Consider the following 24,942-nt stretch of genomic DNA (forward strand, 5'->3'; position numbering starts at 1 on the left):
AAATAAAGATAATCTTACACCCTTGTATAACGCCGTACAATCTGATCATAAAGAATTGGTAGATATACTTATGAAGGCCAATGCTGATGTAAATCTTGGAGCTACATTATTGCATAAAGCAGTACTCAATAATAGTTTAGATATAGTAAAAAAGATTATTAACAAAAATACTGATATAGATACCGTTAATGATTATGGAAATACACCTTTAGCTCTTGCTGTGCGTGAAGATAATCCTGAAATAGCAGAATTCTTGATTACCAAAGGTGCTGATAGGAAAAAGATCCCAAAATACAATTTGAAAGGTGCTTATTTAGGACAAACAATACCTACTAAGACACCTCTTCTTTTTGCTAAAGGTTTTGTCTCAACAGAGAATTTTGTACATAGTCCCACATTTTCTTCTGATGGAAATGAAATGTATTATACTGTAGAATCATGGAGATATCATGGAGGTACTATATTTGTTACAAAACAAGAAAACGGGGTATGGACACAACCAAAACCTGCGAAAATAGATGGTGATTATAGAGAGATAGATCCTTTTTTATCAGCAGATGATAATAGTTTATATTACTGTACTAACAGACCTATAGTTGTAGGCGATTCAACGCGTGCAAATTGCGATATATGGATGTTAAAAAGAGAAAAAAACGCTTGGAGTACTCCCATTTATCTTGGTAAAAAAGTAAATAGCGAAGAACACCATGATTGGTTTCCAACCCTTTCCGAGAAAGGAACACTTTTTTATTCTACAGGACCGAATCGTTCCAGTAATATCGTTTTATCTGAGTATAAAAATGGTGTATATCAACAACCAGTAGGTCTAGGAGCAAATGTGAATTCGGAAAGCAGAGATTATGACCCTACCATTTCACCTGATGAAAGTTTTGTTATCTTTTCTTCTAACAGATCTGGGGGATTTGGTTCTGTAGATTTATATATAAGTTTTAAAGATAAAACTGGGAATTGGACTGAAGCTAAAAACTTGGGTGAATTGATTAACACAAAAGATATAGAGTTTGCACCACGATTATCTCCGGATGGAAGTTATTTATTCTTCAATCGAAAAGGCAGTATTTTTTGGGTTTCTACTAAGGATATTTTGACATTAAAAGACTAAATTAAAATGTTTAAATTAACCCATTCAAATATTATATAAGTGAAGAAAAATACAAACTACATCTGGCTTATTGTAATTTCTGCGATTGTTATTACATTGTTGGCTAACGTAGGATTGTTCAATCATTTTCATAAACTTCATAATTTAAAAGATCCTACACCTGAAAATCAAGAAGAATACTACTTTACGGTTCGTATAGGTTTTGTTGGAGTGGCTACTGAATTGTTAATGCTAGTAGTTTTTGCTTTTTTCAATTATTCATGGAAAGAAAAACTATTCCGTAAGAATACCATTCTTTTAATCGTAGTTAGTAATTTGGTATTACTTATGGCATTTATAGGTGTGGATATGTATATTTTTAAATATGTCACTAAAACACATCCTAATCTGGAATTTTCTTTATTTTACTTAAAAGATTATTTGATCAACCACTCTTTGGTTTTAACTATTGCTATAGTTGCACCATATATGCTATTGCGTATGGAAAAAGCTAGAGAAATGGAAATGAATCTAGTTAAGATAAAAGAAGAAAAATCTATTGCCGAATTGTCTGCTTTAAAAGAACAAATCAGTCCACATTTTTTCTTTAATACTTTGAGTACTTTGAGTTCTATAATACGAAAAGACTCTAAAGAAGCTAGCCTAGAGTTTATCAATGATATGTCGAATACATATCGTTATTCGCTATCGTCTACCAATAGTAATTTAGTAATCGTAAAAGAAGAGTTAGAATTTATTAAATCATATACAGATTTACTGCAAAAACGTTTCGGTAGCAAACTAAGTATTCGTCTAAATATCGATTCAGGAGTATATCATAATAGGATACCTCCAATGTCGATTCAATTACTGATCGAGAATGCGATACAACATAATATTATCTCTACTGAATCACCCTTAGTCATACAAGTATATTCTAAAGATGATTATATTCATGTAGAAAATAATTTAAATGAAAAGGAAAAAGTACAAAGCTTTGGTATTGGATTGATGAATTTAAATAATCGCTATAAACTTATTGCTAATAAAGAAATATATATTGAAAAGAAACATGATATATTTTTGGTTAAACTACCTCTATTAATATGAACGTAGTAATCATTGAAGATGAGACTAGTGTAGCACAAAACTTAAGTGATTTATTGTTTGAGATTAATCCAGAAATTAAAGTTTTGGTTGTGTTAGAAACTGTGCAAAGTAGTATTCGATGGTTTCAAAAGAATAATGCACCAGATATTGCCTTTTTTGATATTAAAATAGCTGATGGCAGTTCTTTTGAAATACTAGAAAAAACAAAACTTAATTTTCCGATAATTTTTACAACTGCTTTTGATGAATATGCGCTCAAAGCCTTTAAATACAATAGTATTGATTACCTACTAAAACCCATCAAGAAGAGTGATTTAGAAAAGGCTATATCAAAATATCAAAACCTGTACACAGGTGATAGGATCATTCTGGATAATAATTCGAAACTGATTAAGACAATTAGGGAAATAAAGAGATCAAATACAACAAATATTTACAAGAGCTCTTTTTTAGTAAGCTATAGAAATCAGCTAATTCCTTTGGATGTTCATCATATAGCCTATTTTTATTTAGAAAATCAATTGGTGTATTGCAGAACAATTGAAAATAAAAAGTATAAGATTTCTCTAACACTTGAAAAATTGGAAAATCAACTAAATCCTCGTTTATTTTTTAGAGCTAATAGACAATGTATTGTCGCTAAAAAGGCTGTAAGACATGCTAATGTTGTTGATAAAAGAAAACTAAAAGTTGTAGTGGTACCCGAACATTTTTCTGAAATTATCATAAGTAAACTTAAAGTCACTCTCTTCAAAAAATGGATTAAAGAATAATGATTTATTGCGTAATATAACTTTTAAAAATTATACTTGTTTTCTGATACGACTTAAAGTTTCTTGAGTAATCCCTAAAAAAGAAGCGATCATACCCAATGGTACCCTTCTTAAAATATCAGGTTGTTGCTCTACAAGAATATGATATCGTTCTTTTGCTGAATTAAAATGTAAGCTATCTGCTCGTTTTTCTAATAAACCAATCCCATAATTAGAAAATAATCTAGCGATTCTTTCTATTTCATGATTAACTGCGAATAAAGCTTCTAATTTTTCATATTCAAATTTCCAAAGAATACAAGGTTCAATGGTTTCCACCAACTTATTACTCGGCTCTCTTAAAAAGAAACTCGCCATTGCACCTACAAAATCATTTTCGGTTACGATCCAATATGTAATGTCCTTTCCATTTTTATAATAGTAGGTTCTAGCGATCCCCTTTTCTACAAAATAAATCGCATCACAAACTTTACCGACTTTTTGGAGGTTTGTTTTTGCAGGACACTCTACACGTTCTAAAGCACTCAATAATATTTGCTCATTCTCTTTTGATAAATTGCCTATCTCTCTGAACTTTTGTAACAAATTGTGCATTCTACTTGGTTATTTTTATCATTAGTAGCACTATATATTATTAATTTGACGAAATAGCGTAAGACTTGTTACTTGTTTGAATCGTTTTTAAATAAATAAAACAGTTACTATGAGTATTATTTGACAAATATCAAATAATTTGGACACTACATTTTTGATATTTGTTATTGATTCAATAATTACAATACTACATCATGGCACATAGCTTTACTTATCATCTGACCTTATTAATCATTAAATTAAAGGGAATTAAAAATAAATTTAGTCAGGATCCTATAGATTTTATGAGCGTACGTAAAGAAGATATGTTTTTTCCTAAAGGTGCATTTTTCAAGAAAAATATTAATAAACGTTTTCAAATTTTAAAAACAACGGTTACTGAAATTGGTCAAAATAATAATACAGGTAAATTATTATTATTCATTCATGGAGGAGCTTTTATTTCTGGTCCTGCTAAACATCATTGGGATACCATAAAAACTATTGCTCAAAAGACTAATTATACGATTTGGATGTGTAATTATCCCAAAGCTCCAGAACATAAAATATCTGAAATTTCTAAAAATATAGATAGTATTTATGATACCGCAATAAACCGTTTTAAATCGAATAAGATAGTTTTAATTGGAGATTCTGTAGGAGGTACTTTGATTACGGCTTTGACCCAACGATTGATTGTGCAAAAGAAAACGTTACCAAGTAAGCTTATTTTGGTTTCACCAGTGATGGATGCATCTATGTCCAATAAAGCCATTGATACGGTTGATGCGATTGATCCAATGCTTTCTACAAAAGGACTTTTAAGTGCTAAGAAGATGTGTATCGAAGATGGAGATCTAAAGAATGAGCTGATATCACCAATTTATGGAAGTTTTGAATTATTTCCTAAAACTTTGTTGTATGCTGCGGAAAATGATATTACTTATCCGGATCAATTGTTGGCTTTTGAAAAGGCTAAGAAAGCTAATGTAGATATAGAATGCATAAAAGGAATTGGGATGCCTCATATATGGCCATTTCTTCCTGTCATGAAAGAAGCTAAAAATGCTTTAAACCAGCTCATCAAAGTATTGGATTAGTAAACTTTAAATTACTATTTGATGTGTTTAGATTTATGGATTAATGTAACATTTAGATATGTCATTCGTCGACTTGTATACAAAAAAATCAAATTAAAAAGTTTAAAGTATACTATAACGCATGAAAAATATCACTGTAATTCTTAGAGTTTTATATCCTATATGGATGTTAATAGGAATGTTTGGCTTGATGTATATACCATCAGTTTTTTTCGTAGAAGGCGATCCATTAAAAACCGTAGAAAATATAAGAACAAATGAAGTTTTATTTCGGGTAGGTTTTTTGGCTAACATCGTTACACAACTTTTAGTTGTTGTTATTCCAGTTTTATTATACCAGTTGTTAAAACACATAGATAGTACTCAAGCGATGTTTATGCTTATTTTTAGTTTAATCGCTGCGCCAATTGCATTAAATGGAGAAATACATAGTATGCAAGCGTTGGCTAATATAGATAATCCAGAAATAATGATGGCTCATCTAAATTTTAAATGGTCTAGTTTGCATATAGCTACTATTTTCTGGGGATTATGGTTATTTCCCTTAGGTAAACTAGCTATAAAATCTGCTTACTTTCCAGTATGGATTGGGTATTGTTTGTATGCAGCAGCAATCGGATATCTCATTAGCGCTTTGGTTAAAATTGTTTTTCCTAAAATGGATGTTCTATTTACAGTAGCAGAAATATTAACTATAGGTGAAGTGATTTTTATTCTTTGGTTTGTTATCAAAGGGATTAAACAACCGAAATAAATATATTATATATTCAGATTATAATTGTTTTAAGAGTATTGACACTATTATAAAAATTTAATTTTTCTTTAATAGGTATTGTAAACTTTTGTTAAACGGCACATTTCAGAATAATATTTATTATCTTCATGGAGTTAGAACCACCACATCGATAACTACTTAATTCAAACTAACATGAAAAAACGCAAGCCCAAAAACAAAAACACGTCTAGAACTGGTGGTTCTTATATACCTATAAGAATATGACAAAGGTATAGGAGTAATTTCATCTACAAGCTACTTCGTCTTATAATCACGTAAGTCAAACCAGAAATTTATTATTAAGGAAACGTATTGTTTACCACGGTATAAATAACGTTATGTATGACGAGAATTATATTGTACAAAATTGATATGGTTTACCTCCATTCCATTACGCTATATACAAATATTGCTTATTCATGTATATAGTCTTTTTACACTTTCTCATTGAGAAGGTGTGAAAAATAAAACAATTGATCTAATGTATAACATATTTAAAATTACATTTTTATTTCTGATTCTTTCTCTTTTTAGTTGTAAGCCCAAAACTTATAATATTGATATAAAAAATAAGAATTTAAAATTTGCAGGAAGCCTCCTATACTATAATGACCAACCATTTTCAGGAATACTTTCTTCTAAAGTTGATACGGTGGTTGTAAATACCATTAGTTATTTACAAGGAGTAAAACATGGAAAAGAAGAAAAATTACATGCTAATGGTAAAATTGCCTTGATACGATTTCATCAAAATGGCAAAGAAACAGGTACTCATAAAGCATGGTGGAGTAATGGTCAACTAAAATTTATAAAAAACTTTAATAATGAAGGGCTTCCTATTGGTATGCAGCAAGAATGGCATAGCAATGGTAAACAAGCTAAAGAATTAAATTATAAAGAAGGTAAAGAGTTTGGCTCGCAGAAAATGTGGGATTACAATGGGAAAATAATTGCGAATTATCAAGTAATAAATGGTGAACGCTTTGGATTGATAGGCTCTGTAAATTGTAAATCTGATAATTATGTGGATTAAAAAAACATACTCGATTATATTGGTCTTATGTTGTATGATATTTTCGTGCAAAGGGAAAATAGAAAATGATAAGCAAGCTATTAAAATAGGAACTAAAAAAGTTGATAAGCTTCCTTATTACAATACTTCAGACTTTACTCCTTCTTGGTTACCAACCGATAATGAACTGAAAAAGTTTCATAAAATACCAGATTTCAAATTCAAAAATCAATTGGGAGAAGAAATTACTTATAATGATTTAAGGGGGCATATATATGTTGCTAATTTCTTTTTTACTACATGTCCTAGTATTTGTGCACAACTAACCAGCAATATGCACATACTACAAGATGTATATGCAAAAAATGATGAAATAAAATTTATATCTCATTCGGTATTCCCAAGTTATGATACGGTAGAAGTCTTACAAAAGTATGGAGAATTACATGATGTAAATCCTAAAAAATGGTATTTGGTAACAGGAGATGAAAAGGAGATATACAATCTAGCAAGGGAAGCCTATTTTGCAGACGAAACCTATAAACAAACGAATGATAAGAACGGATTTGTCCATACTGAAAATTTAATACTTATTGATAAACAAGGACATATTAGGGGTGTATATAAAGGGACTTCATATCAAGAAATTGAACGCATTCAAAGACATATTGAAATATTGAAAAGGGAATATAGTGGATAACAAATTAAAAAGGTAGTGATTGGAAACACCTATTTTTTAATTTAAAACTAACACTATGAAAAAATGTAGACAAACTTACAAACGTTATTTTGGGATTGGTATTCCCATTAATGAAAGGTTACTATCTGTATTTACCTTTCTTATTCTACTACTAGCTCCTTGTCAACCTATTTTTACACATGGTACGGTAACCAGTCCACCAAGTCGTGTTTGGATTTGTTTTCAAGAAGATCCTCAAAGCCCAGATTCTCCTGCTTGTGAAGCTGCTATTATTGGTTGGGGAACGCAAGCGCTCTATGATTGGAACGAAGTTGCTCGTATGGATGCTGGTGGTATGCATACAACCATAATACAAGATGGAAACCTTGCTAGTGCGGGTCGACCTGATAAGTATGGTGGTTTGGATCAAGTTAGAGATGATTGGATTGCAACATCCGTAACTCCTGGACCATACACCGTTACATGGACCAATTCAACACCGCACCAAACTTTGTATTATGATGTTTATATTACAAAAGCAGATTGGACTCCAGACCAGCCCCTTACTTGGGATAGTCTAGAGCTATTAAAACGTACTGGCCCAAGACCAGCCGCTGCTACTGATAATATAGATGTAATATTACCACCTAGAACTGGAAGGCATGTTATTTATAGTATATGGCAACGTTCACTTACTCCAGAGGCATTTTATGCTACGAGTGATGTAGATTTTGGATCAGATCCAGTACCTAATAGACCACCAGAAGCTAAATTTTCTTTTGAAAATGGAATATGCGGTGGCCCAGACGTAGTATTTGATGCTTCCGATTCATTAGATCCAGATGGAGATGATTTAACTTATACTTGGGATTTTGGAGATGGAACAACTGCTGAAGGTATAACAGCATCTCATAGTTTTTCAAATCTAGATAGTGCAACAGTTACTTTAACTGTTAGTGATGCTGAATTCAGTAGTGGTGTTGTACAAACCATTGATTTAACTATAGATCCTGATTGTCTAGAACCTGTCTGTCCATTAGATACTCCTAGAGCATCTCCATTACCGTCTATCAATGCATCCTTTGATAATGTTTATGTAGTCGGAGCTAACGGTCCAAATCTAGATAACGTTACCAATTGTTCTATAAACTGGGCTTTAGGAAATAACGGATTGTATCAATTCTCCTTAAGTACTAATAACGGAAGTCCAGATTGGTATAATAATCTATTGTCAGTTTCAACGCAAAGCTTTAATCAACCACAACCACAAATCACGATTTCAAATTCTGGATTCGAAGGTTTGGATGGTAGTTATTACGCTACTATTGATGGACCTAATTTTGCGTTAGTAGCTCTTGAAGGAGGATTTACAATATATTTTAGTAATTCTACTACCGCTCCAGATTGTGGAGATGTAACCAATCCTATTAATACAGCTCCTGTAGCAAATTTAGTTGCTACTCCAACTACAGGAATTACTCCTCTAGAAGTGCTATTTGATGCTTCAGGATCTACAGACGCAGATAATGATACACTTACTTATTCAATTGATTACGGAGATGGTACTTCTGGAACAGGAATTACTTCGACACATATTTATTCGACAGGAAATTATGTAGCCACTCTTGCTGTTAGTGATGGTAAAGGAGGAACTGACAGTACTTCAGTAAATATTACCGTTAATGATGATGTTATTGATCCACCAAATGAAGATTGTACTTTTGGTGTACCAATAGCTACGCCATTATCTACAGTTAATACCTCATATGAATATGTTCATGTATTAGGAACAGGTGGTCCTAATATGGATGTGGTTACTAGATTTACTATAAATTGGGATCTAGCAAATAATGGATTATATCAATTTTCATTTGACCTCAATGTAGCTCCTTGGTATACTAATTTTTCAACAGCTACTCAAAACTTTAATTCTTCAAGTCCTCAGATTTCATTAAGTGGTACTGGTATTTCAGGATTGGATGGAGATTATTATGTAACTATTGATGATGGAAACTTTGTATTAGTGGCCGATAATTATACACTGTATTTTAGCAATTCTAAAGATGCACCTAATTGTAATACAAAGGTTTCGGATACCATAAATACTGATGAGGTGCTTGCTATAAAGGTATATCCTAATCCAGCGGTCAATACTTTATCCTTAGAACAGCAATATGATCTTATAAATAATAGCGTTATTATTTCTGATATAAATGGTAGAACTATTAAATCTTTTATAGTAAAAGAGAATACGAAGCGATTACCAATAGATATCTCGGATTTAGAAAGCGGGTTATATCTTATAAGAGTTTTAAATCCTTTGGGTACTGATCGAACTTTAAAATTCTTAGTACAATAAATTTTTAGGCGTAACAGCTTAAAAATCATATTCCTTGTATCAATATAAACCCCAGAAAATCTAATTGATTTCCTGGGGTTTTAATTAATAATTAACTACAATCTTTTTGTTTGTTTCAAATAATTCTGTAAGTATATACTGTTTATTTTTTGGTGTTACCTCTTTAAAATATTCCAGTAGATCATTCGAAGTTGAATATCTATCTGTTTTCGTTTTTAATACACCTTTATAACTACGCCAATCTTTAATGAATCGCTCTAAGGCGAGATTAACCTGCTCCTCTCCTATTTCCTGTTGTAACTTGTACATCGCAATAGCACCTTTATGATAATACACAAAATCTTCGTTTGCTACTAATTTTAGAGACGGTTCGGATATTGCTCTTCTTCTTTTTTGATCGTATAATTCTTCTTGTAGTTCTAAAAATTGTTGTACTTTTTCTTTAGGATACTTTTGCTTTAATACCATAAGTGCTCCATACTGTGATAGTGTTTCCAAAATAAAATTACGTCCTTGTACATTAGCTGCTTCTATTTGCATACCAAACCACTGATGTGAAATTTCATGAGCAGTTATATAAAAAGCCATATCTACATCAGTCAGATCATCGATATCCAATACAAACCCTATACCTTCAGAGAATGGAATTGTATTTGGCAATGATTGTGCAAATTCTTGATAGCGCGGAAACTCCATAATACGTAATTGCTCATATTGATATGGACTGAAATTTGCATGGAAATAACTTAAAGATGCTTTCATTGCAGTCATCATTCTGTCTGTATTATATGCATGCCTTTTATCATGATATATTTCTAAATTCACTGGCTTGGATAATGTGTCCGAAGATTTCCAACTATCTTTTACAACTTCATATTCGGCTGATACGATCGAATAAAAATTAATAATTGGTTTATTTGAAGTATACTGAAAATACTTTCTATTTCCATCTGTCCATTCTTTGGTTAGGTTTCCAGGAGCAATTGCTATTTGATCTTTGTCAGTACCTACAACAACATTTAAGAATATACCATCAGAATCTCCGCCTGAACGAGCATTTACTAACTCTTCAGAATCATCAATGTTAGCTTTAGATGGCCTTGATGGTAATCCAAATTCTTGTCTTATATCTTCATCTTGTAATTCATATTTTCTATTATATCCTAAGGTTGGTAATATGGTATTGTTAAAAAAAGTACCGTTATAAACTATTTCTGTACTAGAATAGTCTTCTTCAAAGCCTTTAGGGATAAAAGATTGTTTAAAATTCATTTTTATCGAAGCGTTTGGTAATAATGGTTTAGATAAGTTATAGATACTATAATCGAACTTTTGATGATCATCATTAACGATTGCATTGCCTTCAAATGAAATTTCATCCAGAGATACATGTGAAGCTATTAATTTTTGAATATGGATTTCATTTATTGGTAAACCTGTTTTATTTAATAAGGTATAGGTTCCTGTTATATCATAACCTCTTGTTTCTGGATATAATTCTATTTTCAAGTTTACATCAGTGATTTTAGGTTGAGGAATATATTCTAAAGGCTTTAGTGTTTTTTCATATTCAGCTCTAAAAACCTGCTGTTCATTCGAAGTCCAGTAGCTATTTAATACATTGGTATTGTAAAAAATATAACATCCTAATAGAAGGAAAATAGTCATTGTAGAAATTCCAGTATACAAAATTGGTTTTGTAATACGATTAGTGATGGTTTTTATACGATTAACTATAGAGGTTCCCACTCCTCGATTCATCAGTAAAGCACCAATGATAAAAAGAATAATTCCAAAAACCAACCAATATGCCTTGACCCATAAATAAGGTTTTAAAAAGTGACCATAACCATTCATTACAGAGTATGTACCTAATGTTTTACCTCCAAATTTGTACAAACTATGTGTAAACCCAAGTGCTTCTGAACCTACGTTTAGAATAAAAAAGATAGTTGTTAAGAAAATGCCTATAAACTTATTCTTACTAATTACTTGAAGGAAAAAGGCAACAATTGTGTATAATAATAAGAAAGGAAATATTTCTATAAAGAAACCAGAAAAATAAACATCTAATTCAAATTTATAGTAGCTATTGAAAACCTGAAATAATATTCCAGTTAGAATTAAGCTTAACATCAAAATAACATAGGTACTACAAAGTGCAATGAATTTACTTAATAAAGACACTATATCTGATATTGCTGTAGCATCATTGAGTATATATTGTTTATTTGTTCGTTCTTTCCAAATCAACTCTCCTGAATAAAATAACAAAATTATGATAAAGAAATACATAGACATTTCTTGCAACTCTGCAATGATGAAATGTGTTTCAGGATAGCTATTTACCCCATATACAGTTCCTAGGTTTACTGAGTTAATCATGATAATAATGATTCCACATATGACGATAGCCCAGAATGAAGTTTCTTTGACTAACGAAAGTATGTAAAACTTAGAAAGCTCATACAGTTGTATACATTGCGCTTTAAATGAATAATTTAATATCACTTTGGGAATAGTTAAGCTATTATTAATTTTATTCGGAGCATTTGTTTTAGTATCACGTATGGTTTTTTTAGGTTTTTGAGTCAATGTACTAAATGAGAATTTATAATACCCATAGATTAAAATTCCTAATCCTAATGTCATCCATAGAAGCTTGTTATGTAATAGAATTCCACTGAAAACAATAGATAATGAATTGAGTTCTGTAACAGAATAGTCTTTAGCGTATTGCGTTAACGTTGTCAATGAAAAAGGGTCAAGTAGACCTTGTAGGTATTCATTCTTAATAGCCTTTGTAAGTAAAAAAAGTACGAATACTATGATTCCTTGTGTATACACTACTAACAATTTTTTACTTAACATTCCTGTTACGAAAAATGTGGAGGCTCCAAAAAATAAAGTAGGTAATACAACAACTACGAATGATTGCAGATATGAAAACACATTAAACGCAAGCATTTCATCTTCTTTATGCCAAGGCATTTGAGAACCGATGATCATACCAAATAATAAACCAGTAAAAATGAATATCAGAATAGTGATAGAACCTGTGAACCTTCCTATCAGATACTCTCTTTTCTTAATAGGATTGGTAAAGAGTAGCGCTTCTGTATTGTATTGATAATCTCTTAAAATGGGAACTCCCATAATCATAGATACCATAATCATAAAAATACCGGTAATGGCTCCCATGGTTTTTGCAATTACCATAGGAGCGTTTTTTTTCATTAAACCAATTTCTACTCCTTGGAAAATGAAATCAACACCAACTATAGAAAATAATAATAGTAATCCAAAAAACAGATATGTTTCTGGACGTTTCATTCTATACTTTACTTCAAACTTGAATATTTCGTACCACATATTATATAGTTTTATTAATTTGAGAAAAATACACCTCTTCTAAACCTGCTTTTACACTGGTAAAACCATTATTTAGGGGAACATCACTAATCACTTGAATAATTGGTTTGCCAAGAAAAAGAGTATCATTGATTACATTGTATTGGTCTCTATACATTTCGAATTCAGACCGATCAATAGTCTTTTGGTATACCTTTCCTTGTAATCTGTTTATGAGTTCTAAAGGATTTCCTTTTAAAACAACTTTTCCCTTATTAATAATGGCCATTTGAGGACATAACTCTTTAATATCATCTACAATATGTGTTGATAATATGACAATTGTATTTTCTGCAATTTCACTCAAGAGATTGTAAAAACGATTACGCTCTTTGGGATCTAACCCTGCTGTTGGTTCATCAACGATAAGTAGTTTAGGATTGTTTAATAAAGCCTGTGCAATTCCAAAACGTTGTTTCATACCACCAGAGAATCCTCCTAAGTTTTGTTTTCTTACATCATATAAATTTGTTTTATGAAGTAATGCTTGAACCACTTCTTTACGCTGGTTTTTCTCAGTAATTCCTTTTAAAACAGCAAGGTGATTAAGCAATACTTCTGCAGACATTTTAGGATACACACCAAATTGTTGAGGTAAATAACCCAGTATTTTCCTAATAGAGTTTTTATCCTTTTGAATATCAAGATTATCAAAGGAAATACTACCACTATCTGCTTCCTGTAATGTGGAGATAGTTCGCATTAAAGTAGACTTTCCAGCACCATTAGGACCTAAAAGCCCAAACATTCCTTTTGGAATTTCTAGTGAAACGCCTTTTAGCGCCTGTACACCATTGTCGTATGTTTTGCTAATGTTATCAATTATCAATTTCATCTGTTTATATTTTATTTTTTCTTCAGTTGTCAGTTGGAATTCGCCAATAATCATTTTAGTGATTATCACCTTATGGTTATTGGCTCAATTCATAACTGTTCGTTTTTTGATTGATATGGACAAACTTAGCTTTGATCCATTGTGAGAAAAAGAAACTGGGATGTATTAGCTATAGAAAGTTGTATAAATAGCTTCTGTAGTGACAAGGAACGTTTGTACCACTTTTATATTAGTTCACCTTCATTTTTGATACGTTTATCAACTAATTTGTAAGCAGTGTATTATTTAAGTAATATTGAAGAATGAATTTCAAATTTCTACATAGAAAAAACATTGTATCTGTTCGTGTGCTTCGAATTATATTGGTGGTTATTGGCGTTATCATCGTATTGTTTAATGATACTTTCGGAAAAATAGAAGGATTTATTGAATTCCTATTTTTGTATTTCATTGTAGTTTGTATAGCCGTTTTTCATTGGTTGTTTGTAAATGTTAGATTCATAATCAACCTAAAAAATGAGAAGAAAAAAACTGAATTGATACATCTTCAATCTCAGGTAAACCCACATTTTTTCTTTAATATGTTGAATAATCTTTATGGACTAATTGATAAAGACAGTGAGAAAGCTAAAAATCTTATTCTCAAACTTTCTGATATGATGCGTTATAGCATCTATGAAGGGCAAAAAGAATATGTGACCTTACAGCAAGAAGTCGATTTTATAAATAACTATATTGAACTACATAAAATGCGATATCATAAGGATATTATGATACAATTTGATGTGGAAATTGAAAACGAACAACTTAAAGTAATGCCGTTATTATTTATCATTTTGGTTGAAAATGCTTTTAAGCATGGACTGGAAGTGTTGCGGAGCAACGCATTTGCTAATATTTCTATGAACTCAAAGGAGCATAAAATAGTATTTGAGATCGAAAATAATTTTGATACAGAAATAAAAAATGAAGAAGGTATTGGATTAAAGAATTTGGAAAGGAGATTAGCATTAGTATATCCTAAAAAACATAAATTGGTAAATTCAATAAATGGTGATATTTACAAAGTAGAACTAACCTTATACATATGATTAATTATATTATCGTTGATGATGAACATATAGCACATGATATTATTAAAGGTTACTGTGATGCTTTACCTAATCTTTCATTTGTGCAGCATTGTTATGATGCCATTGAGGCAATGGAGTGTTTGCGTAAACATAAAATAGATTTGATCTTTTTGGATTTAAATATGCCTAAACTCAAAGGGTTTGAGTTTTTAAAAACTTTGAAATATCCACCTAATATTATTGTAACCACAGCTTATCAGGAATATGCAATCGAAGGATATGAACTGAATATTGTAGATTATCTGCTAAAACCTTTCAGTTTTGAGCGATTTATTAAAGCAATTAATAAGATTGAAACTAAAAATAAAATAGAAGACTTTCCTCCCATTTCTAATATTAAAAAAGAGGAAGAAAGTCTATTTTTGCGTTCTAACAAGAAACTGATTCAGGTTAAAACTGAAGATATTTTATTCATTGAAGCAACAGGAAACTACATCAAAGTAGTCACTACAAAAGCTGAAATTCAAGTACGAGAAAAAATATCAGATATGTTGAGTCTTTTACCAACAGATGAATTTTTTCAAACACACAAATCATTCATAATAGCCAAAAAGCATATCAACGAAATCGAAGGCAATAGAATCTTGATTCAGGATTATATTATACCTATTGGCAAAGTATACAAGAACAATCTTAAAGCCTTTTTAGAGTAATTGTTCTGGATGATACTTTTATTCTTCGTCTATATATTCATATCCTTGATTAATCCCTTTTTCGATTGCAGGCACTCCTCTATCCATCCAAACTGGTTTTGGTGCACCTTTTAGATAGTAATCAAAGAATTGCGCCATTCGGATATTAAAATCTACACGATTTTGCATTTTTAGCGGCCAATGAGGTTCTCCATTATAATTCAAAAACCAGGATGGTTTGCCCAAACGTCTTAAACTTACAAAGAACTCTATCCCTTGATACCAAGGTACATGACCATCAGCATCATTGTGCATGATCAATAATGGTGTGTTAATTTTATCAATATTAAAAATTGGTGAATTTTCTACATAACGTTGTGGATATTCCCAAGGAGTACCTCCTATTCTACTTTGTGTATGTTCATATTGAAATTGCCTACTCAAACCAGACCACCAACGGATACCTCCATAAGCACTAATCATATTTGGTACAGGAGCACCAGACTCTGCAGCTTTAAAAATATCTGTTTTTGTAACTAGATATGCTATTTGATATCCACCCCAACTATGACCTTGAACGCCAATATTATTTTTGTCCACAAAACCTTTTTCAATTAATGCTGTAATTCCTGGAATAACACAGTTAAAAGCACTTTCGCCAGGATAACCATCGCGATAATGCACATCGGGATTAAATATTAAATATCCACGACTTGCGTAAAAAGAATAATTAATAGTACTACGACCATAGGATGGACCACGATGATTATATAAATTGTCAGAGCTTTTTTCATAGAAATTTACAATCAATGGATACTTTTTAGTAGGATCAAAATTTTCAGGTTTTATAAGCATTCCTTCCAATGGTTTTCCATCTAGCGACACCCATTTTACTAATTCTGCTGTTCCCCAATTATATTCTTTTTGTTGAGGATTGGCGTCACTTATCTTTTTTGGTGATTTAAATGATAAATCTGTACTCCAAAGGTTTGGAAACTCTGTAAATGATTCTTTGGTAAATACAATTCGTTCTTTTTTGTCATTCATTGCTAAATGAGGATTCCTATATTTAAAAGGTCCATCAGTAACTGACTTTAAAGACTTCTTTTTTGGATTATAAATTGAAAAACCAGCATACTTTGTTACTTCATTAAAACTGCTTAACAACCAATTTCTTTGCTTTGAAATGCCAATTTCTTCGTCATCTAACTTTAGATATCTATATTGAATATTTTTAGATCGTCCATTGGTCAGGTTCTCAGATTGCCCTGTGTCTGGATTATAAGACCAGATATCGAAACGATCATAAATTAAAAGTCGCTCATCTCCTTCTGTCCAACCAGCTACACCATAGCTATAAGGATCATCTGGATAATCGTGCAATTCATTATAAAATTGTTTTCCTTTGGTTAATGCAGTGTATTTAAGGGTTTTTAAATTATACGTGAACCAAGTGCTATCTTTTCTACTATATCCAAAAAGATATTTTCCTTTAGGGCTTAGAGATTGGGCTCCATAAACCTTAGTTCCTAATTTTGTTTGATCTCCGGTACTTAAATCTACACGTTTTACATCCATTGGATATTGCCCTGTCCATTGACTCGCAAGTTGATAAGGTGTTCCATTACTAATTACAGCATATCTACTATTACCTTCTTGCGAATAGCTTGTGAAATCATATTCTGGATTAGCAATTTGTATGGTTTTATTCGTAGTAAAGTCATAAAGTGATAAATATGCCTTTTTCTTATCGTTTTTGGCTTGCAATTCCTGAACAGTATATAATCTAGGTTCATCATAAGTCCATACCTCTACATTCACAATTTCCTCTTTTAGTAAGGTAGTATCTTGAACGATAGGTTTCGTTCTTAATCCAAAAAACAAACGATTTTCATTTTTAGAAAACCAAAGTTTTTCATCTTTAGAAACTAATAATTTGGAAGGATTATTTTCTGAAGCGACTACTAATCTTGCCTCTTTTTGACCTTGTTTCCAAGCATATAAATTTGGTTTTTTTATCAAACTTTTGGTAGAATCAGCATCTACCACAAAACCAATATGTTTACCGGATTTTGATATATTCAGTTGTGGGTATTTTGTCTTATTGTGGCTTGTAAATAAAGGTATTTGCTGCTTTTTATCAATATCATACTGATAAACACCTGATTGTTCTTTATCCTTTCCACCTGAAGTTACAAAAGTCAAAGATCTTCCTTCTTTCGCTAAAGCATATTTCTTTATGTATTTAAGAGTATCTTCTTTGCCGTCTGCTAATTGTCTTATTACCAAATGAAAAACAGAGTCTTTCGCCACCTTTTTTTGTTTCTTTACTTTAGTAGCTTCTTTCTTCTTTTTAATTTTAGCGGTATCCTTTTTTTTATCTTTAGGAATATCTAATTGATATGCTATAATTCCCGACCATTTTTCAGGCATTTTGAAAGCGTTTACTTTAGGAACCTTTTGTATGGATCTATTTTGAATATCATAAATCACTAAAGTATCCTTAGGAAAATCTTTTTTCTTCACTTTCCTACGTTTCATTTCTGTAATACTATCTTTCCAAGCATTTACAGTAAAAGCTACATATTTTGAATCAAAAGAAAATCTCGCTCCTTTACTTCTATCATGAGACAGTATTTCTTGTCCGTTAATGGTATGTAGTTTAAGTGTCTGATCTTTTTCATTTTTCTCTAGCTCATACAGCACATAATCTCCTGAATTAGCAATATTCACATTATTTATGCGATTCCATAATGCTTTGTCTTCTTGTTGCATTACTTTTTTTTGTGCAATTATGTTTACGGAGAAACTTAGAAAAATAAAAGCTAATAATATTCTCATGGTAATAGACGATGATTTAATTTTTGTTTTGATATCCACGACCAGGAGTATAAGGTGCTCCAGCACTAATTAATTTTTGTTCTAATGCTTTTAAGTCTTTATTATAAATATTTTCCATTTTAGTTTTAATAGCCATGATTTCTTCTTTTGCTATCGCATAACTGTCCCGATGGGTTTGCGTAGGTGTTGCTGTAGAATATTTCTGCTCATAGCCAATGCTACCTAAACGAAATGCAGGTGGTAAAGGTTGATCCATATCTAATCTACGTTTTACAGGATCTCCATACATGGCTACTCCTAACGCATCTAATTGATCTTCGATGATTAAAACTTCTTTGTATAAACTTCCTAAAGGTTGCTCAGCACGTTTTACGGAAGCTTTGATATATTTTATTTTATTTCTAGCATCAGACATTAAGTTTTGAGTAATTGCCATATCAGCTTCAAGCTTAGCTAAATCCTTTTGGAAAGCAACTTTTGCTGCGCGATTCTCAGCAGGCATTTCTACATTGTTTAATGCTTTCACTTCAAAAGCTACTGCTTCTGTTAGTGATTTTAATTCACCATCTTTCATAAGTCCCATCTCTACAGTATATCTTCCAGGAGCAACCAAAGTCCCTTCGTCTCTTCCTCCAAAAGGATTATAAAAAGATGGTTTACTTAGATTGATAGGATTTTGAGGTGTGTATCTAAGATCCCAATGAAAACGTTGTATTCCTTTTTTTGCAGCTTTGAATTCTTTTTTCACCACTAGACCATTAGGATCTTTTATTGTAAAAACTAATTCTTCTTTACGCTCTTCATTTTCTGATTTTAAGGCATCATAATTAGGATAAGGAGTATCATTTCCAGATTTTATTAGCTCCTTTTCTTTTTTCTGACGTTGATCTTTTAAGGATTTGTAATCCGATTTATAATAGTAGGTGATCATTGCTTCTGGCCCTAGATTAGGAGCCGTATAAAAATTATCTCCTTGGAATGATTTTCCAGGTAATCCCAAAGGACTGCTCTGTTCCCAAATTAGAGACGTTCTTATTGGATAAATTTTAGCCTCTTCAGTCGGCTCAACATTTTTAACGCTTCGTAACACTGAATAATCATCCATCACATAAAAACCACGACCAAAAGTACCTAGTATTAAATCATTTTCACGTTCTTGAATAGCGATATCCCTTACTGCAACAGTTGGAAGTCCATTTTTTAACTGTTTCCAGTTTTGTCCTTGATCTGGAGAAAAGAATACTCCAAATTCTGTTCCTACAAAAAGTAAATTACTATTGATGTGATCTTCTTCAATAGCATAAAGACTACCACGTTTTGGAAGATTGGATTGAATTGCCGTCCAACTAGTACCTTTATTAGTTGACTTGAACAAGTATGGTTTAAAGTCGCCATATTTATGATGATTAAAAGCAACATATATTACATTCTCATTATGTCTGGATAGATATACGCTATTTACATATGACTGATTAGGAGCTCCAGGAATGTTTGAAATTTTCTTCCAATTTTGTCCACCATCTTCAGAGATATGAACAAGACCATCATCTGTTCCAGCAGCGAGTAAATCTTTATTTAGTTGAGATTCAGAAAAAGCAACCACACTTCCATAAGGTGATGTAGAGCCATTTTTTGCAACAGCATCAATACTCAATACTCTATCGTATACTTTTAAGGTATTTCTATCAATTTGTTTAGAAAGATCTTCACTAATTACTTTCCAACTATTACCGTAATCATCAGATCTAAATACTTTATTAGCAGAAAAATATAATCGCCCAGGAACATGTCTACTTACCACTAGAGGGGCATCCCAGTTATATCTGTAAGCATTCTCTCCTTTTCTAGCTTTCGGCTTTATTCCAACTTTTTCACCACTTTTTTTATCAAATCGAACTAACCCACCATATTGCGACTGCGCATATACAATATTAGGATTATTTGGATCGATTTGAGATTCAAATCCATCACCACCATTTGTAATAAACCATTCAGAGTTACGAATGCCATGTTCCGTTAATACTCTGGAAGGACCGCCAATACTAAAGTTATCCTGAGTTCCACCATAAATATTATAAAATGGAGTATCATTATCTACAGCAACTTTATAAAACTGTGTAACTGGTAAATTCTTTTTGAAATCCCAAGTTTTTGCAGCATCAAAAGTTTCGTAAATTCCTCCGTCACATCCTATAACCCAATGTTTATTATTCTTTGGGTTGATCCACATTGCATGATTATCTACATGTTTTGTGTCTTCACCTACTAATTCAAAACTTTTACCTCCGTTGTGCGTAACAGACATCCAAGTATCCATTGAATATACCGTATGTTCATCTATCGGGTCTGCAATAATTTCTTGATAATAATTTCCACTAGTGGTATGCGAACCTCTTTTTTCCCAACTAGCACCTCTATTTGTAGAAGCGAAAAAACCTCCTTTACCATTGGCTGCTTCTACAATAGCATAAATTATTTCTGGATTTGCTGGTGAAATTGCTAATCCAATTCGTCCCAATTCTTCACTTGGTAATCCTTTATTTATTTTTGACCAGGTTGCACCTCCATCTACACTTTTATGTAGGCCAGATCCAGGTCCACCACCAACATAGGTATATACATGTCGTCTTCTTTGCAAAGTGGATGCGTATAATACATTAGGATCTCTTGGATCCATAACTATATCATTTACACCTGTATGCTCGTTTACCGTAAGAACTGCTTTCCAGGTTTTTCCACCATCTTCTGTTTTATATAAACCTCGATCTCCTCCTTTACTCCATAAAGGACCAATAGCAGCAACATAGACGATATTTGAATTTTCTGGATGTACAATAATTTTTCCAATATGTTCGGAATTTTTAAGCCCTACATTCTCCCAGGATTTTCCTCCATCACTTGACTTATAAATACCATCTCCATAGGCAACAGAACGTTGATTATTATTCTCTCCTGTACCTACCCAAATTACATTTGAATTGTTTGGATCCATAGTAACACATCCAATAGAATACGATCCTTGTGAATCAAAAATAGGTTGATATGTTACCCCAGAGTTTACTGTTTTCCAAACACCTCCAGATGCAGTAGCAACATAATATTCATAAGGGTTATTTGGATTAAAAGCAAAATCTGAAATACGACCAGAAGTTAATGCTGGACCAACATTTCTCCAGGAAAGTCCTGAAATATTTATGGATTCTAATGGTGTTTTTTCTTCTGCTTTCTTCTTAGATTTTTTTTGAGCATCACAAACAGGGCTAAAAATAAGAGCAAAGCCAAGTGCTAGGATGAGTGATTTTTTCATTCGTTTTATTTTGATGACTTGTTGAATTGTTGAATTTTTCAAACATACAAAACATTATAATATATTTTCGATGAAGTATTACGAATATTATAACAATTCTTAATTTTTCATAAAGTTAATATAAACCTTATTTTCTATCTATTTAGAACCTTGATTTAATGGTAATAAGTTTTTATTTAATAAAATTATAGTCAAAATAGTGATTGTATACCACAAGTGGTCAAACCTTAAAAGATCTTGTTTAAATGAGTGCCTATAAGTGATAAATAGCAATAGGTAAAGCATCCTTATGGATTTATATAATTTTTATCCAAGTTCATCATATAAATTTCTAATCCAACTATTCTGAAGGTATGTTTACTCCATTAAGTTTTAACAATTCAAGTCATGAGAAAATTTTTGATACTACTATTAATTACAACATATGTAACTCCTATTTTCGCTCAAAAGCGATCATTAGTAGCAACAGATTCGCTTATTTTTAATGTGAATAACAAAATTCCTGAACTATTGCAAAAAGCAAATGTACCAGGAATGGCTATTGCAATATATGATAATGGAGAGCTTATTTATAAAAAAGGATATGGTTTTGCAGATGTACAAAATCAAAAGAGTATAACTTCATCTACCGGGTTTAATATTGGTTCTATATCAAAACTTTTTACAGCTTTTGGAATTATGAAACTACATGAAGAAGGTAAAATAGGATTGGATACGCCTGTAGCGCATTATTTAACACGATGGAAATTACCAGAAACTGAATATAACAAAAGTAAGGTAACTATTAGACATTTATTGAATCATACTGCTGGTATATCGGTCCATGGCTATCCTGGTTTTATTGATAAAAAAATGCTTCCCTCTATAGAATCTTCTTTAGATGGAAACAATGGGCCTCAAAGAGCTGATGAAAAAGTAAAACTTATTCTGGAGCCTCAAACCAAATTCCAGTACTCTGGTGGTGGTTATACGATACTACAGTTATTGATTGAAGAAGTAACGAAAATGTCTTTTGAAAATTTTATGGATGTTACCATTTTTCAGCCTCTAAAAATGAAAAACACTTCATTTGTGATTACAGACGAAGTGTTAGAAAATTCTGCAATTCCTTATGATAAAGAAAGTGAAAAGCTACCTTTTGAGTATTTTACCGCAAAAGGTGCAGCAGGGCTCCAAACTACACTTGATGATTTTTCAAAATTTATAGACGAGATACTTCATAAACATAGTATTTTTTCTAAGGAAATAGTAGATATAATGACTACTGCAACAAAAGTATCGGGAAACCAATATGGTTTAGGTTTTAGGATCCTTCGATTAGGACCAATTAAATTAAAAGGCCATGCAGGTTCTAATACAGGTTGGCAATCAGCTTTCTTTATGGATTTTACTACGAAAAGTGGGTTGTTAATGTTAACCAATGGAGATCAAGGCGATGATGTATTAAAAAGAACACTAAGAATTTGGGCTAGCACCAAGTATAAAAGATAAAATATTACTTTTTTAAATGCTTTACTATCGATGAATTTGTAGGTTTGGTTATTGAAAAATAGTAATCAATAAACTCTCCTTGTTCACTAATCAAATATTTTTGGAAATTCCATTTTACACTAGAGTTTTTCTTTCCATTTAAATCTTTACTAGTTAACCATTTATATAAAGCATGTTGCTGAGTTCCTTTTACATCTATTTTTTCAGTTACTAAAAACGTCACTCCATAATTTCTTTCACAAAATGTTGTAATTTCTAATGCATCTCCAGGTTCTTGCTTACCAAATTGATTACAGGGAGATGCTATAATCATTAATGTATCCTGATAGGTGTCATAAAGTTTTTGTAAGTCCTTATATTGACCTGTAAAACCGCATTTAGATGCAACATTTACAAATAATATCTTTTTTCCTTTATAATCCGAAAGATGGATCTCTTTACCACTTAGATCCCTAATCTGAATATCGTATATTGATGAGTTTATTTGTGAATTGGAAACTTTTGATGAAGTTTTCATTTTGGTAATAATTTTCATTGGATTTAAATATTTAAACAGCTAGAAATTAAGTATATAAATTTTTGGTCTATAATTTTTATAAAGATAATTTGTGTTGTATATTTGTTTAACAAATTTAACTAAACTTTAAACAACGTTGTTTATTTATAGTTAATATTTGATGTTCTGTTCCTAATTTTTTAATTATTTTAAAAACAAACCATAATGGATCCAGTCATTTTATATTCTATAATAGTAACCACAGTTTTTTCAATATGGATAGCTTTTGTAATAAGAGTTTATTATAAAAATTACAATGAAAAGAATGACTAATTAATAGCTAACAAAAGCGTTTCATTGTCATTATTATCTTAGATGTTCTTATTTCTAAGGTTCTCAATAACTTGTGTACTTACCCAATAAAAATTGGAGAGCTCTCCTACTTCGTTATATCTACTAAAAAATAGATATTTACCATCTGGAGTTATGCTTGGGCATGTTTCAGAAAAGTTTGAATTAACATTTGGACCTAGATTGATAGGCTTTGACCATTGTCCATTTTTCTCCTTAAAATAAATATAAATATCACTTTTTCTTTGAGGATCCTCTTTGTTTCTTGCATTTACTACGATATAATCTTGAGATGGGGATATAAAACCATGAAAACCAAAATCAATTCCTAATTCGTGTACTTCTGAAAACTTACCATTCTTTTTAGGAGCATAATACATTTTTCGTTTTGATACATTTGTATAAAACAAATCACCATTTTTTGCTTCATTTGAGTAAAAAACAAAATCATCATTTATAGGCGAATCCAGCTCCTTAGAATCACTCCACGAGTCACCTACCCGTTCTGCATACCAAGTTTTTACTGTTTCTTTATGATGAGGAGCAGTAAATGAGTCATGTGCAGCAAAATGAATCTTTTTACCATTGTAGCTAATAAATGGATGCATTTCCCCTATTTTTTTACCCTTCGTAAAATTTGTTTTTTTAGGATTTGTCCATGTTGATCCTTTTAATTTTGAAAAATAGATACTTGGATCTTCATCCTTTTTATTTGCTGAAAAATATATTTCAGTCAAATCCGGAGAAAATGAAATACCATGTTCATATCTTCCAGGCAAGGAAATAATTCCTGGTGCGAAAATTTCGGCTGTTATTCCTGGTAGTTTTTGCCCTAAAAAAGAATTTTCTAATGTTTGTGCATTACTTTCTTTTTGATGATTATCTTTAGAATTACTACATGCATGTAAAATTAATATACCCGTTAGTATTAATAGTGAATATGTTTTTCTCATCGTTCTAGT

18 protein-coding genes are annotated in these 24,942 nt (G+C 31.4%); 11 read left to right on the top strand and 7 right to left on the bottom strand.

All coding sequences use genetic code 11. From position 1 onward, the window contains the following. The 3 genes from GBO31_RS26290 to GBO31_RS26300 all read left to right on the top strand — a co-directional run. The coding region (locus tag GBO31_RS26290) for an ankyrin repeat domain-containing protein (RefSeq protein WP_219011617.1) at positions 1 to 1,123 on the top strand (1,123 nt) is incomplete at its 5' end. Between the two features lie 39 nt (positions 1,124 to 1,162). Beyond that, positions 1,163 to 2,212 (top strand): sensor histidine kinase, encoded by a 1,050-nt coding sequence (locus GBO31_RS27350; RefSeq protein ID WP_219011618.1) that lies wholly within the window; start codon positions 1,163 to 1,165, stop codon positions 2,210 to 2,212. Beyond that, complete coding sequence (locus GBO31_RS26300) at positions 2,209 to 2,985, top strand: LytR/AlgR family response regulator transcription factor (RefSeq protein WP_219011619.1); 777 nt, start codon at positions 2,209 to 2,211, stop codon at positions 2,983 to 2,985. Before GBO31_RS27350 ends, GBO31_RS26300 begins: the two co-directional genes overlap by 4 nt. 30 nt (positions 2,986 to 3,015) lie before the next feature. Here GBO31_RS26300 and GBO31_RS26305 read toward each other — a convergent pair whose 3' ends face one another. After that, positions 3,016 to 3,579, bottom strand: a complete 564-nt coding sequence (locus GBO31_RS26305) for a Crp/Fnr family transcriptional regulator (RefSeq protein ID WP_219011620.1) — start codon at positions 3,577 to 3,579, stop codon at positions 3,016 to 3,018. 194 nt (positions 3,580 to 3,773) lie between these two features. On the opposite strand from GBO31_RS26305, the gene GBO31_RS26310 reads away from it, so the two are divergent. The 5 genes from GBO31_RS26310 (at position 3,774) to GBO31_RS26330 (ending at position 9,483) form a co-directional block, all read left to right on the top strand. After that, positions 3,774 to 4,658, top strand: coding sequence for an alpha/beta hydrolase fold domain-containing protein (locus tag GBO31_RS26310; protein WP_219011621.1), 885 nt, complete (start codon positions 3,774 to 3,776; stop codon positions 4,656 to 4,658). Positions 4,659 to 4,779: 121 nt separating this feature from the next. After that, complete coding sequence (locus GBO31_RS26315) at positions 4,780 to 5,412, top strand: DUF4386 domain-containing protein (RefSeq protein WP_219011622.1); 633 nt, start codon at positions 4,780 to 4,782, stop codon at positions 5,410 to 5,412. A gap of 502 nt (positions 5,413 to 5,914) precedes the next feature. Beyond that, positions 5,915 to 6,466, top strand: coding sequence for a toxin-antitoxin system YwqK family antitoxin (locus GBO31_RS26320; RefSeq protein ID WP_219011623.1), 552 nt, complete (start codon positions 5,915 to 5,917; stop codon positions 6,464 to 6,466). Between the two features lie 34 nt (positions 6,467 to 6,500). After that, complete coding sequence (locus GBO31_RS26325; RefSeq protein ID WP_246615998.1) at positions 6,501 to 7,145, top strand: SCO family protein; 645 nt, start codon at positions 6,501 to 6,503, stop codon at positions 7,143 to 7,145. A 55-nt stretch (positions 7,146 to 7,200) separates the two neighbouring features. Then, positions 7,201 to 9,483, top strand: coding sequence for a lytic polysaccharide monooxygenase (locus GBO31_RS26330; RefSeq protein WP_219011625.1), 2,283 nt, complete (start codon positions 7,201 to 7,203; stop codon positions 9,481 to 9,483). 84 nt (positions 9,484 to 9,567) lie between these two features. Here GBO31_RS26330 and GBO31_RS26335 read toward each other — a convergent pair whose 3' ends face one another. Next, the gene (locus GBO31_RS26335) at positions 9,568 to 12,855 is read right to left on the bottom strand and encodes an ABC transporter permease/M1 family aminopeptidase (protein WP_219011626.1); all 3,288 of its coding nucleotides are present in this window, start codon (positions 12,853 to 12,855) and stop codon (positions 9,568 to 9,570) included. A 1-nt stretch (position 12,856) separates the two neighbouring features. Beyond that, the gene (locus tag GBO31_RS26340) at positions 12,857 to 13,729 is read right to left on the bottom strand and encodes an ABC transporter ATP-binding protein (RefSeq protein ID WP_219011627.1); all 873 of its coding nucleotides are present in this window, start codon (positions 13,727 to 13,729) and stop codon (positions 12,857 to 12,859) included. Between the two features lie 302 nt (positions 13,730 to 14,031). Here GBO31_RS26340 and GBO31_RS26345 point away from each other — a divergent pair, with 302 nt between their 5' ends. After that, complete coding sequence (locus tag GBO31_RS26345) at positions 14,032 to 14,820, top strand: sensor histidine kinase (protein ID WP_219011628.1); 789 nt, start codon at positions 14,032 to 14,034, stop codon at positions 14,818 to 14,820. After that, the gene (locus tag GBO31_RS26350; RefSeq protein WP_219011629.1) at positions 14,817 to 15,515 is read left to right on the top strand and encodes a LytR/AlgR family response regulator transcription factor; all 699 of its coding nucleotides are present in this window, start codon (positions 14,817 to 14,819) and stop codon (positions 15,513 to 15,515) included. The genes GBO31_RS26345 and GBO31_RS26350 overlap by 4 nt, the downstream gene beginning before the upstream one ends. A gap of 18 nt (positions 15,516 to 15,533) precedes the next feature. On the opposite strand, the gene GBO31_RS26355 is transcribed toward GBO31_RS26350, so the two are convergent. Then, the gene (locus tag GBO31_RS26355; protein ID WP_219011630.1) at positions 15,534 to 18,335 is read right to left on the bottom strand and encodes a S9 family peptidase; all 2,802 of its coding nucleotides are present in this window, start codon (positions 18,333 to 18,335) and stop codon (positions 15,534 to 15,536) included. 16 nt (positions 18,336 to 18,351) lie between these two features. Beyond that, a complete protein-coding gene (locus GBO31_RS26360) occupies positions 18,352 to 21,642 on the bottom strand; it encodes a VPS10 domain-containing protein (RefSeq protein WP_219011631.1) in 3,291 nt (1,096 codons plus the stop codon). Between the two features lie 387 nt (positions 21,643 to 22,029). Between GBO31_RS26360 and GBO31_RS26365 the strand changes: the two genes are divergently transcribed. After that, positions 22,030 to 23,133 carry a serine hydrolase domain-containing protein gene (locus GBO31_RS26365; protein ID WP_219011632.1) on the top strand — a complete coding sequence of 368 codons (1,104 nt, stop codon included), beginning with the start codon at positions 22,030 to 22,032 and terminating at the stop codon, positions 23,131 to 23,133. Positions 23,134 to 23,137: 4 nt separating this feature from the next. On the opposite strand, the gene GBO31_RS26370 is transcribed toward GBO31_RS26365, so the two are convergent. Then, on the bottom strand, positions 23,138 to 23,650 hold the full coding sequence (locus GBO31_RS26370; protein WP_246615999.1) for a glutathione peroxidase: 513 nt from the start codon (positions 23,648 to 23,650) through the stop codon (positions 23,138 to 23,140). A gap of 350 nt (positions 23,651 to 24,000) precedes the next feature. Beyond that, positions 24,001 to 24,933, bottom strand: a complete 933-nt coding sequence (locus GBO31_RS26375) for a hypothetical protein (protein ID WP_219011634.1) — start codon at positions 24,931 to 24,933, stop codon at positions 24,001 to 24,003. Positions 24,934 to 24,942: the final 9 nt, after the last annotated feature.

Source organism: Aquimarina litoralis (genome assembly GCF_019295435.1).
GTDB classification, from domain to species: domain Bacteria; phylum Bacteroidota; class Bacteroidia; order Flavobacteriales; family Flavobacteriaceae; genus Aquimarina; species Aquimarina litoralis_A.

What these genes read in the sequence shown, in the direction of transcription:
- GBO31_RS26300 (WP_219011619.1), top strand. Translation starts at nt 2,209, where the DNA reads ATGAACGTAGTAATCATTGAAGATGAGACTAGTGTAGCACAAAACTTA.
- GBO31_RS26340 (WP_219011627.1), bottom strand. Translation starts at nt 13,729, where the DNA reads ATGAAATTGATAATTGATAACATTAGCAAAACATACGACAATGGTGTA.
- GBO31_RS26325 (WP_246615998.1), top strand. Translation starts at nt 6,501, where the DNA reads ATGATATTTTCGTGCAAAGGGAAAATAGAAAATGATAAGCAAGCTATT.
- GBO31_RS26355 (WP_219011630.1), bottom strand. Translation starts at nt 18,335, where the DNA reads ATGAGAATATTATTAGCTTTTATTTTTCTAAGTTTCTCCGTAAACATA.
- GBO31_RS26350 (WP_219011629.1), top strand. Translation starts at nt 14,817, where the DNA reads ATGATTAATTATATTATCGTTGATGATGAACATATAGCACATGATATT.
- GBO31_RS26375 (WP_219011634.1), bottom strand. Translation starts at nt 24,933, where the DNA reads ATGAGAAAAACATATTCACTATTAATACTAACGGGTATATTAATTTTA.
- GBO31_RS26305 (WP_219011620.1), bottom strand. Translation starts at nt 3,579, where the DNA reads ATGCACAATTTGTTACAAAAGTTCAGAGAGATAGGCAATTTATCAAAA.
- GBO31_RS26360 (WP_219011631.1), bottom strand. Translation starts at nt 21,642, where the DNA reads ATGAAAAAATCACTCATCCTAGCACTTGGCTTTGCTCTTATTTTTAGC.
- GBO31_RS26315 (WP_219011622.1), top strand. Translation starts at nt 4,780, where the DNA reads ATGAAAAATATCACTGTAATTCTTAGAGTTTTATATCCTATATGGATG.
- GBO31_RS26335 (WP_219011626.1), bottom strand. Translation starts at nt 12,855, where the DNA reads ATGTGGTACGAAATATTCAAGTTTGAAGTAAAGTATAGAATGAAACGT.
- GBO31_RS26320 (WP_219011623.1), top strand. Translation starts at nt 5,915, where the DNA reads ATGTATAACATATTTAAAATTACATTTTTATTTCTGATTCTTTCTCTT.
- GBO31_RS26345 (WP_219011628.1), top strand. Translation starts at nt 14,032, where the DNA reads ATGAATTTCAAATTTCTACATAGAAAAAACATTGTATCTGTTCGTGTG.
- GBO31_RS26310 (WP_219011621.1), top strand. Translation starts at nt 3,774, where the DNA reads ATGGCACATAGCTTTACTTATCATCTGACCTTATTAATCATTAAATTA.
- GBO31_RS26365 (WP_219011632.1), top strand. Translation starts at nt 22,030, where the DNA reads ATGAGAAAATTTTTGATACTACTATTAATTACAACATATGTAACTCCT.
- GBO31_RS26370 (WP_246615999.1), bottom strand. Translation starts at nt 23,650, where the DNA reads ATGAAAACTTCATCAAAAGTTTCCAATTCACAAATAAACTCATCAATA.
- GBO31_RS26330 (WP_219011625.1), top strand. Translation starts at nt 7,201, where the DNA reads ATGAAAAAATGTAGACAAACTTACAAACGTTATTTTGGGATTGGTATT.